This is a genomic window from Pseudomonas sp. 2822-17 (genome assembly GCF_002742485.1).
Taxonomy (GTDB): Bacteria; Pseudomonadota; Gammaproteobacteria; order Pseudomonadales; family Pseudomonadaceae; genus Aquipseudomonas; species Aquipseudomonas cyclaminis.
Genome location: NZ_LJRZ01000392.1, coordinates 97,660 through 110,349, shown reverse-complemented (window position 1 = coordinate 110,349; position 12,690 = coordinate 97,660). Strand labels below are relative to the sequence as shown.

At 61.7% G+C, this 12,690-nt stretch carries 16 protein-coding genes; 5 read left to right on the top strand and 11 right to left on the bottom strand.

Annotation, left to right across the window (positions count from 1 at the left end; translation table 11 throughout):
* Positions 1 to 10: 10 nt before the first annotated feature.
* The 4 genes from rlmH to AOA60_RS12445 form a co-directional block, all read right to left on the bottom strand.
* Entirely contained in the window at positions 11 to 478 is a 468-nt protein-coding gene (gene rlmH, locus AOA60_RS12460) for a 23S rRNA (pseudouridine(1915)-N(3))-methyltransferase RlmH (protein ID WP_003176297.1), read from the bottom strand.
* 9 nt (positions 479 to 487) lie between these two features.
* Positions 488 to 982, bottom strand: a complete 495-nt coding sequence (rsfS, locus tag AOA60_RS12455) for a ribosome silencing factor (RefSeq protein WP_003176298.1) — start codon at positions 980 to 982, stop codon at positions 488 to 490.
* A gap of 69 nt (positions 983 to 1,051) precedes the next feature.
* A complete protein-coding gene (nadD, locus tag AOA60_RS12450) occupies positions 1,052 to 1,696 on the bottom strand; it encodes a nicotinate-nucleotide adenylyltransferase (RefSeq protein WP_099584669.1) in 645 nt (214 codons plus the stop codon).
* Positions 1,696 to 2,961: a glutamate-5-semialdehyde dehydrogenase gene (locus AOA60_RS12445; protein ID WP_099584668.1), complete on the bottom strand. Its 1,266-nt coding sequence runs from the start codon at positions 2,959 to 2,961 to the stop codon at positions 1,696 to 1,698. The genes nadD and AOA60_RS12445 overlap by 1 nt, the downstream gene beginning before the upstream one ends.
* 175 nt (positions 2,962 to 3,136) lie before the next feature.
* On the opposite strand from AOA60_RS12445, the gene AOA60_RS12440 reads away from it, so the two are divergent.
* Together AOA60_RS12440 and AOA60_RS12435 are read left to right on the top strand one after the other, a co-directional pair.
* Entirely contained in the window at positions 3,137 to 3,808 is a 672-nt protein-coding gene (locus tag AOA60_RS12440) for a DNA-3-methyladenine glycosylase (RefSeq protein ID WP_099584667.1), read from the top strand.
* Positions 3,809 to 3,923: 115 nt separating this feature from the next.
* Positions 3,924 to 5,240 carry a bifunctional DedA family/phosphatase PAP2 family protein gene (locus AOA60_RS12435; RefSeq protein ID WP_099584666.1) on the top strand — a complete coding sequence of 439 codons (1,317 nt, stop codon included), beginning with the start codon at positions 3,924 to 3,926 and terminating at the stop codon, positions 5,238 to 5,240.
* On the opposite strand, the gene AOA60_RS12430 is transcribed toward AOA60_RS12435, so the two are convergent.
* The 4 genes from AOA60_RS12430 to AOA60_RS12415 all read right to left on the bottom strand — a co-directional run bounded on the left by AOA60_RS12430 (position 5,234) and on the right by AOA60_RS12415 (position 7,228).
* On the bottom strand, positions 5,234 to 5,449 hold the full coding sequence (locus tag AOA60_RS12430) for a hypothetical protein (RefSeq protein ID WP_099584827.1): 216 nt from the start codon (positions 5,447 to 5,449) through the stop codon (positions 5,234 to 5,236). The genes AOA60_RS12435 and AOA60_RS12430 overlap by 7 nt on opposite strands.
* 100 nt (positions 5,450 to 5,549) lie before the next feature.
* Entirely contained in the window at positions 5,550 to 6,140 is a 591-nt protein-coding gene (locus AOA60_RS12425; RefSeq protein ID WP_099584665.1) for an LON peptidase substrate-binding domain-containing protein, read from the bottom strand.
* A 21-nt stretch (positions 6,141 to 6,161) separates the two neighbouring features.
* Complete coding sequence (locus AOA60_RS12420; protein ID WP_099584664.1) at positions 6,162 to 6,878, bottom strand: LrgB family protein; 717 nt, start codon at positions 6,876 to 6,878, stop codon at positions 6,162 to 6,164.
* Positions 6,875 to 7,228, bottom strand: coding sequence for a CidA/LrgA family protein (locus tag AOA60_RS12415; RefSeq protein ID WP_032884588.1), 354 nt, complete (start codon positions 7,226 to 7,228; stop codon positions 6,875 to 6,877). Before AOA60_RS12415 ends, AOA60_RS12420 begins: the two co-directional genes overlap by 4 nt.
* A gap of 164 nt (positions 7,229 to 7,392) precedes the next feature.
* Between AOA60_RS12415 and AOA60_RS12410 the strand changes: the two genes are divergently transcribed.
* The 3 genes from AOA60_RS12410 to AOA60_RS12400 all read left to right on the top strand — a co-directional run bounded on the left by AOA60_RS12410 (position 7,393) and on the right by AOA60_RS12400 (position 10,343).
* Entirely contained in the window at positions 7,393 to 7,848 is a 456-nt protein-coding gene (locus tag AOA60_RS12410) for a MaoC family dehydratase (protein ID WP_003194496.1), read from the top strand.
* Between the two features lie 105 nt (positions 7,849 to 7,953).
* Positions 7,954 to 9,672, top strand: a complete 1,719-nt coding sequence (locus AOA60_RS12405; RefSeq protein WP_099584663.1) for a C13 family peptidase — start codon at positions 7,954 to 7,956, stop codon at positions 9,670 to 9,672.
* 29 nt (positions 9,673 to 9,701) lie between these two features.
* Positions 9,702 to 10,343: an oxidoreductase gene (locus AOA60_RS12400; RefSeq protein WP_099584662.1), complete on the top strand. Its 642-nt coding sequence runs from the start codon at positions 9,702 to 9,704 to the stop codon at positions 10,341 to 10,343.
* A 39-nt stretch (positions 10,344 to 10,382) separates the two neighbouring features.
* Here AOA60_RS12400 and AOA60_RS12395 read toward each other — a convergent pair whose 3' ends face one another.
* Genes AOA60_RS12395 through mpl form a run of 3 tightly spaced genes read right to left on the bottom strand, consistent with a single transcriptional unit; the run spans position 10,383 to position 12,635 of the window.
* On the bottom strand, positions 10,383 to 10,667 hold the full coding sequence (locus tag AOA60_RS12395; protein ID WP_099584661.1) for a YceK/YidQ family lipoprotein: 285 nt from the start codon (positions 10,665 to 10,667) through the stop codon (positions 10,383 to 10,385).
* Positions 10,660 to 11,289, bottom strand: coding sequence for a flavin prenyltransferase UbiX (ubiX, locus tag AOA60_RS12390; protein WP_099584660.1), 630 nt, complete (start codon positions 11,287 to 11,289; stop codon positions 10,660 to 10,662). Before ubiX ends, AOA60_RS12395 begins: the two co-directional genes overlap by 8 nt.
* Positions 11,286 to 12,635: a UDP-N-acetylmuramate:L-alanyl-gamma-D-glutamyl-meso-diaminopimelate ligase gene (mpl, locus tag AOA60_RS12385; RefSeq protein WP_099584659.1), complete on the bottom strand. Its 1,350-nt coding sequence runs from the start codon at positions 12,633 to 12,635 to the stop codon at positions 11,286 to 11,288. Before mpl ends, ubiX begins: the two co-directional genes overlap by 4 nt.
* Positions 12,636 to 12,690 lie beyond the last annotated feature (55 nt).

Sequence of the window (12,690 nt, the reverse complement as noted above, 5' to 3'; positions counted from 1 at the left end):
GGGGCGCAGATTATTTGTGGTAAGGGTGCCCGGACAGGACTGTCCAGGCGCGATACAGCTGTTCACCGATCAGAATCCTTACCAACGGGTGCGGCAACGTCAGCGCCGACAGCGACCAGCGCTGGTCCGCCCGCGCGCAGACTTCCGGCGCCAGCCCTTCAGGGCCACCGACCATGAAGTTGACGGTGCGCGAGTCCAGGCGCCAGCGATCCAGTTCCACCGCCAGTTGCTCGGTGCTCCAGGGTTTGCCGTGCACTTCGAGGGTGACGATGCGCTCATTGGGGCCGACCTTGGCCAACATGGCTTCGCCTTCCTGACGGATAAAGCGCGCCACGTCGGCATTCTTGCCCCGGGTGTTGAGCGGTATTTCCACCAGTTCCAGCGACAGCTCAGCGGGCAGACGCTTGGCATACTCGTGCCAGCCTTCTTCCACCCACTTGGGCATGCGTGAACCGACAGCGATCAGACGCAGGCGCACAGCCGTTCCTTATTCCTGGTCTTTGTTGAGCTTGTCGAAGTGCGCGTGGCCCACTTCCGGGCTGTGGTGCTTGCCATCAGCGGCACGGCTCTGCTCGGCGCCTTTCCACAGACGCTCCAGGTCGTAGAACTGACGGGCGTTGGAGGTCATCATGTGAACGATCACATCGTCCATGTCCAGCAGCACCCAGTCGCTGTCGCCCTTGCCTTCTTCACCCAGTGGCTTGACGCCTTGGGCTTTGACGGCTTCGCGAACCTTGTCCAGCATCGCGCCGATCTGGCGGTTGGAGGTACCGGTGGCGATGATCATGAAGTCGGTGATGCTCTGCTTGTCGCGCACGTCCAGGACCTGGATGTCCTGGGCCTTCACGTCTTCCAGGGCGGCAACGGCGACTTTTACCAGCTCTTCGCCAGCCAGTTCCGGGCCAACGTGGGCTTCAACCGGCAGCGGGGCGCTTTTGAACGTGCCTTTGCGTTTTACTTTGCTTACGTCTTTGTTCGTCATAAAAAACTCGTTTTGCTCGTATGTTCGGGCGCTCGCTGCACGACTGTTCGTGCGTTCAAGCGCGCCTTTTCAGTTCGACGCACGGTAAAGCCCGTGCGCATCGATGTAGGCCAGGACCGCGTCAGGCACCAGGAAACGTACCGACTTCCCGCTGGCCAGCAGTTGACGGATCTGGGTGGCGGACACCGCAAGCGGGGTCTGCCAGACGAATGCAATATTCCCGTTCGGCCCGGTCAGGGCCAAGGGGTCACTTACCGACCGCGCGGCCAGCAGGTTGCGCAAGGCATCCGGCGGTTCGCTGTCGGCATCCGGGCGTTGCAAAACCAGGATGTGGCAATGCTGGAGGAGTTCCTCCCAGCGGTGCCAAGAGGGCAGGCCGCAAAATGCGTCCCAGCCCAAAAGCAGAAACAACTGGTCATCTGCGGCCAACTCGGCGCGCATCAGTTCCAGGGTGTCGACAGTGTAGGACGGTTTATCGCGTTTGAGTTCGCGGTCGTCCACCACCAGCGGCGATACGCCCTCTACCGCCAGGCGCACCATTTCCAGACGTTGTTGCGGCGACACCTGCGGCGTATCGCGATGGGGCGGCCGCGCGTTGGGCATCACGCGCAGCTCGTCCAGCGCGAGGGCATCCGCGACTTCCAGGGCGCTGCGCAAATGGCCGATGTGCACGGGGTCGAAAGTACCGCCGAGCAGCCCGATGCGTTTAACCATCAAGTGCGCACATGACCGTCGCCGAACACCACGTACTTCTCGCTGGTCAGCCCTTCCAGGCCAACCGGGCCGCGTGCATGGAGCTTGTCGGTGGAGATGCCGATCTCCGCGCCCAGGCCGTACTCGAAGCCGTCGGCAAAACGCGTCGAGGCGTTGATCATCACCGAAGCGGAATCCACTTCGTTGAGGAAACGCCGCGCATCGCTGAAATGCTCGGAGACAATGGCGTCAGTGTGCTTGGAGCCGTATTGATTGATGTGTTCAATGGCCTCGTCCAGGTCATCGACAATCTTGATCGACAGGATCGGCGCCGTGTATTCGGTGTACCAGTCCAGCTCGGTCGCTTCGATCACGTCCGCGCCCAACAGTGCACGGGTGCGTTCGCAGCCGCGCAGTTCCACGCCCTTGTCGCGGTAGATGGCAGCCAGCGGCGGCAGCACGCGATCGGCAATGCCGACGTGCACCAGCAGGGTTTCCATGGTGTTGCACGGGGCGTAACGGTGGGTCTTGGCGTTGTCGGCGATGCGGATGGCCTTGTCGATATCGGCAGCAACGTCGATGAACACGTGGCATACGCCGTCCAGGTGCTTGATCACCGGCACCTTGGCATCACGGCTGACACGTTCGATCAGGCTCTTGCCACCGCGCGGCACGATCACGTCGACAAATTCCGGCATGGTGATCAGCGCGCCAACAGCGGCGCGGTCGGTGGTTTCCACCACTTGCACCACTTCTGCCGGCAGTTCGGCCACGGCCAGGCCTTGCTGGATGCACGTCGCGATGGCGCGGTTGGAATTGATTGCCTCGGAACCGCCACGCAGGATGGTGGCATTGCCGGACTTGAGGCACAGGCTCGCGGCGTCGATGGTCACGTTCGGGCGCGACTCATAGATGATGCCGATCACGCCCAGTGGCACGCGCATCTTGCCGACCTGGATGCCGGACGGCAGGTAACGCATATCGCGGATTTCACCGATGGGGTCAGGCAGCTTGGCCACCTGACGCAAGCCTTCGATCATGTCATCGATACGTGCCGGGGTCAGCGCCAGGCGGTCCAGCAGGGCCGGCTCCAGGCCATTGGCGCGGCCGTTGGCCAGGTCCAGGTCGTTGGCGGCGGCGAGTTCGGAGCGCGAAGCATCCAGAGCATCGGCGGCAGCCAGCAGGGCACGGTTCTTCTGCGCAGTGCTCGCACGGGCGATCAACCGCGAGGCCTGACGGGCAGCGCGACCCAGGCGGGTCATGTAGTCAAGAACGGACTCAGTCATGGTCAGGGAGTCTTGGCAAAGAGGAAAGCGGCAGATTATAGCTGTGACGCCGCCCGACTGACAGCGGTGACGGGCGGATGGTCGAAATGAACTGTAAAAACCTGGGGTTCAGCGGTAATTAAGGTGGGAGTTGTTATTATTCGGTCACATTTAGCCGTATTAACCCCTGACCGCCATGCCCCAACTCCCCTCCAGCGCCCTGCCCGACTGCTTCTTCGACCGAGATGCGCAACTGCTTGCGCGCGACTTGCTCGGAAAAGTCATACGCCATCGCGTCGGCGAAATCTGGCTTTCGGCGCGAATTATTGAAACCGAAGCCTATTACGTGGCCGAAAAAGGCAGCCACGCCTCACTGGGCTACACAGAAAAGCGTAAGGCTTTGTTTCTGGATGGTGGCCATATCTACATGTACTACGCCCGTGGCGGCGATTCCTTGAACTTCAGCGCCCAGGGGCCGGGCAATGCCGTGCTGATCAAATCGGCTTATCCGTGGGTGGACGAAATCTCCGGCCCGGCCAGCCTGGCGCAGATGTTATTGAACAACCCGAATGCCGACGGCAGCCCGCGCCCCACGCAGAAACTGTGTGCCGGCCAGACCCTGCTGTGCAAAGCCCTGGGCCTGAAAGTGCCGATGTGGGACGCCAAGCGCTTTGACGAGGAACTGCTCTACGTCGAAGACGTGGGCCAGGTTCCGACCCAGATCATCCAGACAACCCGCCTGGGCATCCCCAGTGGGCGCGATGAACACCTGATGTACCGCTTTGTCGATGCTGGCTATGCGCCGTATTGCACACGGAACCCGCTACGCCGGGGCCAGGTCGAAGGCCGGGATTATTTTTTGATTTGAATGAACATAAGAACCGAAAGCACAGCAGATCCAATGTGGGAGGGGGACAAGCCCCCTCCCACAATTGATTTCCAGTGACTAAGGGTTATGTATTTCACAGAGGGAGTGAGGTTTTATGGGCCAATGGCTCGATAGCATTACTGGCTGGCTGACCGTCAACCCGCAATGGCTGGCGGCGGCGGTGTTTATCGTCGCGTGCGTGGAATGCCTGGCCATCGCCGGGCTGATCGTGCCGGGCACGGTGTTGCTGTTTGCTATTGCGGCGCTGGCCGGCAGCGGTGCGCTGTCGTTGAGTGAAACGCTGTTGCTGGGCTTTCTCGGCGGCTTGCTGGGCGATGGGGTTTCCTACTTCCTGGGCCGACATTTCCACCAGAACATCCGGCGCCTGCCCGGCCTGCGCCACCACCCCGAATGGATGAATGGTGCAGAGACCTACTTTCACAAGTACGGCATCGCCAGCCTGCTGGTCGGACGTTTCATCGGCCCCCTGCGCCCGATGCTGCCGATGGTGGCTGGCATGTGCGACATGCCGTTCCCGCGCTTTGCCCTGGTGAGCGTTCTTGCCGCTGCTGGCTGGACGGTGGCTTACTTGCTGCCGGGCTGGGCCACTGGCGCCGCGTTCCGCCTGCCGCTGCCGGAAGGTTTCTGGCCGGAGGCAGGTGTTGTCACGGCCTGCCTGGCGGTACTGCTGGGACTGACCTTGAACAGCAGCCTGCGCGGCCATCGTCGCGCCACCCTGTGGACAGGCTGCGCCAGTCTGATTCTTTTGCTTGCGCTGTTTATCGGCTATCACCACCTCAACGATTTCGACCAGGGTCTGAGCGCGCTGGTGCAGGAGCATCGCAGCGCCTGGCTGGATGAAACCATGGTGATGGTTACCCAGTTGGGTGAGTTCAAGAAGATGTTCGTCGCCAGCGCTGTGTTCACCGGCCTGCTGTTACTGGCACGACAATGGCGCCACGCACTGTTTGTCGGCGCCACGCTGGCCGGGGCCGCCGTGATCAACACCGGGACCAAGTTGTTTTTCGCCCGTGGTCGCCCGGAAATCCTGACAGACCCCCTCACCAGCTTCAGCATGCCCAGTGGCCACGCCTCCGGCGCCTTTGCGTTTTTCCTGGCACTGGCAGTGCTGGCCGGACGCGGCCAACCGACACGGCTGCGCCTGACCTGGATATTGCTGGGCTGCATTCCCGCCGCATTTATCGCGTTGTCTCGGGTGTACCTGGGCGCTCATTGGCCCAGCGACATCCTGGCCGGCACGCTGCTGGCGATGACCGTATGCGCATTCAGCCTGACGGTCAGCCAATACCGCAGCCCGTTGCCGCCGATGCCGGCCAAAGCCTGGTGGCTGGTGCTACCGGCCGTGGTGGCAGTTCTTGGGTTTATCGCCTTTACTGGCACATCCCACGCACTGCTCAGGTACGCCTACTGACCCTTGGCGGGGCCAATCCAGTCGACTGGCGCGACGCGGCGTTCGGTATAACGCTCGCGCCGCTCCAAGAGCATTTCATCGGCGATCTCTGCGGCGCGCGTGGCGATAAATTCAGCGCCGCGCTTTTCATCCTTGCGGATCAGTTGCGTGGTGATGCTGACAAAAAAGGCGTCCCAAGTGGCCATTTCCGATTGCGTTAGCCGAATCATTCCCATCCCCAGATCAAGGTGTGTGATCGGGGACTATTTCAGTCGGCCCCAAGGCGCAACGAAGGAAAATTCCGAGAGTCTGGCCAGTGAATTCCGAAACTCAGGTAAACAACTCACCCTGTAGCTCATCGAGCAGCATCTGGATTGCATCCAGCCGCTGTTGCGGATCGTCGAGTTGCAGCAGGTCGATCTTGTCAGCCTCGGTGAAGGGCAGCAGATAAGCCAACTGATTGCCCAAGGCTTGCTGGCCATCGGCGTGGGCGTTCATGTCCAGCGAGGCGACCATGGGATGCTCGGCCAACGCTTCAAGCAACGCCAACAGATCGGCATCCTCGTCTGCCAATGGCCGGTCCGGCTTTTCGCCCAGCCATTGCACGTCGGCCACCAGCAGTTGGTCCTTCTGCACGTTAGCGTCACGCACGCGGAAACGGCGCCCACCTTCGACACGAATCCCCAGCAAGCCGTTGTCCTGTTGCTTGAAGTCGCGAATCAGCGCTTCGCAGCCGATCAGCGCATAGCCGTCGGGGGCCATGCCCACTTCCTTGCCGTCAAGGATGCACACCACGCCGAAGCCTTCACCCTTTTTCATGCAACGACTGATCATGTCCAGATAGCGCGCCTCAAATATTTGCAGGTCGAGGGTGCAACCGGGGAACAGCACAGTATTGAGCGGGAACAGCGCCAGACTCATAAAGGTTTCCTTAAACCTGGTTTAAACAATCACTGACACAGCCAACGGCAGGAACACCGCCGTGGCCACGCCCATCAGACTCATGGCCAGCGCCGCAAAGGCGCCGCACTCTTCGCTTTCCTGCAGGGCCACCGAGGTGCCGACGGCGTGGGCGGTCATGCCCAACGCCATGCCGCGCGCCTCGGGGCTGTGCACGCCCAGGCGCGACAGCAGCGCCGGCCCCACCATCGCCCCCACGACACCCGTGATCAGCACAAACACCGCCGCCAGCGCCGCCACACCGCCAATCTGTTCGGCCACCAGCATGGCAATCGGCGAGGTTACCGACTTGGGCGCCATGGTCATCAGCATCATGTGTTCAGCACCGAACCACCAGCCGAGCAGCACACACAGGCCGGTAGCCAGAACGCCGCCTATTACCAGCGTAGTAAAAATCGGCCAGAACAATTGGCGAATGCGCCGCAGATTGAGATACAGCGGCACCGCCAGCGCCACCGTGGCAGGCCCCAGCAGAATACCCATGATTTCGGTGCTCTTGCGGTACTCGGCGTAGCTCAGGCCGCAGGTGAGCAACACGCAGATCACCAGCAGCATTGAGACCAGCACCGGTTGCAGGAAGATCCAGCGGGTTTTCTCGAACCCCGCGAGCACCAGTTGATAGGCGCCCAGGGTAATACCGATACCAAACAGCGGATGATGAATGACGGCCGTCCACGCGCCATACCAGTCGAAGATCATTGATCCTTCTCCTTGCGCTTGACCATCTGTTGCATCAGCACGCCCACAAAAGCCATGGCGATCACCAGTGACAGCACCAGCGCGCCGACAATGGCCCAGAAATCAGCCGCGATGTCCTTGGCGTAGACCATCACCCCGACTGCCGGCGGCACCAGCAGCAATGGCAAATAGCGCAACAGGCTGCCAGCCGCGAGGCTCAGCGGCTCGCCCACCTCGCCACGCCAGATCAGGAAACCCAGCATCAGCAACAGGCCAATGATCGGCCCCGGCAGTACCGGCAGCAGCAAATGATTGATCGCAGTGCCAATCAACTGAAACAGCACCAGCCATGTCAGACCACGTAACAGCATCCGTCCTCTCCCCCCTCTGAACCCGCCCGCATTATAAGCATGCCGGCCCTATGCATCGGCATTCGCCAAAAGCATGGTGGGTTGACCGGGCTGGTTGCTCGTGATGATCTACATTGGTTCTCTGTAATCCATAAAACTGCATCGATGAACCAAGGAGAGACGCAATGCCCTATGTACCTGTAGCGCAGCTCAAAGATTATGTCGGCAAGGAACTGGGACGTTCCGAATGGCTCACCATCGACCAGGCACGTATCAACCTGTTCGCAGAGGCCACTGGCGATCATCAGTTCATCCACGTCGACCCGGTCAAGGCGGCGCAAACGCCGTTCGGCAGCACCATTGCCCACGGTTTCCTGTCGCTGTCGCTGATGCCCAAGTTGATGGAAGACATCCTGATCATGCCCGAAGGCCTGAAAATGGCGGTCAACTATGGCCTGGACAGCGTGCGTTTTATCCAGCCGGTGAAGGTCAATTCCAAGGTGCGCCTGAACGTCACCCTCACTGATGTCACCGAAAAAAAACCCGGCCAGTGGCTGTTCAAGGCCACCGCCACGCTGGAAATCGAAGGCCAGGAAAAACCGGCGTACATCGCTGAGTCGCTGTCACTCTGCTTCGTGTAAGCGCTTCCCTGTGGTGAGGGACTGAAACTCACCACAGGGCATGTAAATTTATGTATGAACCTCGCAGCTGCGGCATACTCGGCGCTCAATTATCCGGATCCCGCTATGCGCCCACTCGCCCCCCTTGCCCTTGCCCTGTTGCTCACCGCTTGCGGAGACGGCGAATCGCTGTTGCCGCCCGATGCGCGCCTGCCCGACGGCGGCCGCTACCGGGGCGATGTGGTCAACGGTTTGCTGCAAGGCCAGGGCCGTGTGGACTACCCCAACGGCAGCTGGTACGCCGGCGCGTTCGACAAGGGCCAGTGGCACGGCCAGGGCGAATGGCACGGCAGCAACGGCGAAGTCTATAAGGGCCAGTTCCAGCAAGGCCTGTTCGACGGCCAGGGCAGCCTGACCACCGCAGCCAGCCAGTATGTCGGCGGTTTCCGCGCCGGCCGGCGGAACGGCGAAGGCACCCTCAAAGAGGGGCAAATGACCTACCGTGGCGAATTCAAAGACGATCAATATTCCGGCCTCGGCCGCCTGGAGCTGGCCGACGGCAGCCAGTACCAGGGCCAGTTCGCCCACGGCAAACCCAACGGCGAAGGCCAGCGCAACGACGACAGCGGCAACCAGTTCAGCGGGCACTTCGTCGATGGACAGCTGGAGGGCAACGGCACCTTCAACAGCGCCGACGGCGACATCTATGTCGGCCAATTCAAGCAGAACCAGCTCAACGGCAAGGGCCGCTATGAAAACGCCGACGGCGACGTGTGGATCGGCCAGTTCAAGGAAGGCGCGCTCAGCGGCAAGGGCGAGCTGATCGGCGTGGACGGCAGCCATTACGTCGGCCAGTTCAGCGATTGGCGCTTTACCGGCGAAGGCCGCCTGAACCTCACCGACGGCAGCTTCTATATTGGCGGCTTCGACAGCGACAACTATCAGGGTCGCGGCACCCTGGTACTCTCCGACGGCACCGTGCAGGCCGGGACCTGGGTCAACGGCATGCGCGTGCGTGACGCCGACGGCACGTTGCTGCCCGACCCGCTGGAAATCGGCGTGCTGGTCCAAGGCCGCTTGCTCGATGCTGCGCTCGCCGCCGTGCCCGCCTCAACACCTGCCGTGGAGCTGTATACCCTGGCCGTGGCCGGCGACGGCAAACAAAGCGTTTTCCTGCGCGAAGCCGATTACGTCAGCAACATGCTCGCCACGCGCTTCGGCGCACGCGGGCAGATCCGCCTGGTCAACCACCGCGACCATATCGCCGACCGCCCCCTGGCCACCCGCGAAAGCCTGCGCCGCGCCGTGCAAACCCTGGCCGAGCGCACCGGCCCGGAAGACCTGGTGTTTATCTACATGACCAGCCACGGCACCCACGAACATGAACTGGTCCTGGACCAGCCACGCATGGAGCTGGCCGACTTGCCGGCCGATGAGCTGGCCGCCGTGCTTGCACCGCTGAAAAACCGCGACAAGATCGTCGTGATTTCCGCCTGCTATTCCGGCGGTTTTATCCCCGCGCTCAAAGATGATCGCACCCTGATCATGACGGCTTCCCGCGCCGACCGCGTGTCCTTCGGCTGCTCCGAAGAGGCCGACTTCACCTACTTTGGCGACGCCCTCTTCGCCCAAGCCTTCAACCAGACCGACGACTTGCAGCAAGCCTTCAAACTGGCGCAGCTGCATGTGAGCGAACGCGAACAGGCCGACAATTTCGAAGCGTCCGAACCGCAGATCTGGGCCCCCAAAGGCGTGATCGCCCATTGGCAACTTTTACGCAAACAACAGGCACGAAAGGCGCTCGAAAGCGTCTCAATGAATAGCAAGGAAGCCAAAGGCAACTAAGCTGTAACGTGTAACAAGGGGGAAACACTATGTACCTGACACCTCAGCATATCTTGCTCGCGGGGGCCTCCGGCCTCACTGGCGAACACCTGCTCGACCGCCTGCTCAACGAACCCACCGTAACCCGCGTGCTCGCGCCGAGCCGCAAGCCGCTGGCCGAACATCCGCACCTGGAAAACCCGGTGGGTGACCCGGCGGTGTTCCTGCCGCAACTGAGCGGCCGGGTGGATATCGCCTTCTGCTGCCTGGGCACCACGATCAAAAAAGCCGGCTCGGAAGAGGCCTTCCGTGCGGTTGACCTGGACCTGGTCGTCGCCTTCGCCAAGCGCGCGCGGGAACTGGGCGCACGGCACCTGATCGTGATCAGCGCGATTGGCGCCGACCCCAGATCCTCGATTTTCTACAACCGTGTCAAAGGGGAAATGGAACAGGCGCTCAAGGCCCAAGGCTGGCCGCAACTGACCATCGTGAGGCCTTCGCTGTTATTGGGAGAACGGCTGGAGCCGCGTTTGGCCGAGCAACTGGCCGGACCGTTGTCACGGTTGATTCCAGGCAAGTACAGAGGGATCGAAGTGTGCGAGCTGGCCCGAGCCATGTGGCGCCTGGCGCTGGAAGAGCAGGATGGGGTGCGGGTGGTGGAGTCGGACGATCTGCGCAAACTGGGTAAGTAAGAGCTCCCACATTGGCCTGTGGTGTTTTTAAGATCCAGGCTACAGCCCGCCCGTGGCATTAAACCCCACGCCCAGCACTGTCAACACCGACAACGGCAGCAACAAGGTGTCGAGCAACGCACTCGCCGGCAGGTCGACGCCGGGATAGCTCGGCGCCTCGGCACCAAACCGGTCCTTGGCGCAGCAGCCGCCATTCATCGCATACAGGTCCAACCGCGTGCCGGCATACACCACCGGCGCGCCCGGTTGCGCGGCGTCCAGGGTGCGGGCCGTGGCGCAGCCGGTCAGGTGCAACGCCAACACCAGCAGCAGCGCCTTATTCATCACTGCTCAAATGGTGCTCGCCCCAACGCGGCAGCATGTCCTGGGGGATGTTGAGCAGGTTGAGAATCCGCGCGACCACAAAGTCCACCAGATCATCAATGGTTTGCGGCTGGTGATAAAAGCCTGGCGACGCGGGCAAGATGGTCACGCCCATGTTAGACAGCTTGAGCATGTGCTCCAGATGAATGCTCGAATACGGCGCCTCGCGTGGCACCAGGATCAACTGGCGACGCTCTTTCAAGGTCACGTCTGCCGCGCGCTCGATCAGGTTATTGCAGGCCCCGGTGGCAATCGCCGACAAGGTGCCAGTGGAGCACGGCACCACCACCATCGCCGCCGGCGCGCCGGAGCCCGAGGCCACCGGCGACATCCAGTCTTCTTTGCCGTAGACCTTGATCTGCCCCGCCGCCGCACCGGTGTACTCGGTGAGGAAGGCCTGCATCATCTGCACCTTGGCCGGCAGTGCCACGTCGGTCTCGGTGGCCATCACCAGTTGTGCGGCCTTGGAGATCAGGAAGTGCACCTCGCGGTCCTCGCGCACCAGGCAATCGAGCAGGCGCAGGCCATAGGGCGCGCCCGAAGCACCGGTCATCGCCAGGGTAATGCGTTCCGGGCCGCTCATTTGAGCGCCTCGGCCAGCTTGCCATGCAGGCCGCCAAAGCCGCCGTTGCTCATGACCACCACGTGGGTGCCCGGTTTGGCCTGCTGTTTGACGTACTCGATAATGCCTTCAATGCTGTCGCAAACCGTCGACGGCACGGTGCACAACGCTGCAATGCCCGGCAGGTCCCAGCCGAGGTTGGGCGGCGCATACCACACAGCCTGATCGGCGTCGTTGACGCTTTCGGGCAAGCCATCGCGGTGCGCGCCGAGCTTCATGGAGTTGGAGCGCGGTTCGATGATCGCAATGATCGGAGCATCTCCCACACGCTTGCGCAGGCCATCCAGTGTGGTGGCGATCGCCGTGGGGTGGTGGGCAAAGTCATCGTAGATGGTAATCCCGTTCACATCGGCGACTTTTTCCATGCGCCGCTTCACGCTCTTGAACGCGCTCAACGCAGCAATGCCCATGGACGGCACCACGCCCACATGCCGCGCCGCCGCCAACGTCACCAAGGCGTTAGCGACGTTGTGCTGGCCGGTCATGTCCCATTCGACGATGCCCTGGGCTTCGCCTTCGAACAGCACTTCAAACCTGGAACCGTCTTCGCTGAGCAACTTGACCTGCCACTGCCCGCCGGCGCCGGTGGTTTGCACCGGCGTCCAGCAGCCCATCTCGATCACGCGCTGCAAGGCTGGCTCGGTGGTGGGGTGAATCACCAGGCCTTCGCTCGGAATGGTGCGCACCAGGTGATGAAATTGACGCTCAATCGCCGGTAGATCGGGGAAGATATCCGCGTGATCGAACTCAAGATTGTTCAGGATCGCCGTACGCGGACGGTAGTGGACAAACTTGGAGCGCTTGTCGAAAAACGCGCTGTCGTATTCGTCCGCTTCAATCACAAAGAACGGCGTATCGCCCAAGCGCGCCGACACCGAGAAGTTCTGCGGCACACCGCCGATCAGGAAGCCGGGGCTCATGCCCGCGTGCTCCAAAACCCAGGCGAGCATGCTGCTGGTGGTGGTCTTGCCGTGAGTGCCGGCCACGGCCAGTACCCAGCGGCCTTGCAGCACGTGGTCGGCCAGCCATTGCGGGCCGGACACGTAAGGCAAACCTTTGTTGAGCACATACTCGACGGCCGGGTTGCCACGGGACATGGCATTGCCGATCACCACCAGGTCCGGCACCGGGTCGAATTGCGCCGGGTCGTAACCTTGGGTCAGCTCAATGCCCTGGGCTTCGAGTTGCGTACTCATGGGCGGGTAAACGTTGGCATCGGAGCCTGTCACGTGATGACCCAATTCTTTGGCCAAAACCGCCATCGAGCCCATGAAAGTGCCGCAGATACCAAGAATATGAATGTGCATAGTCGACCTCGTAAACATCGAGGCAGGTTAGCGCAGGGGGGCGAAAATCGCACTC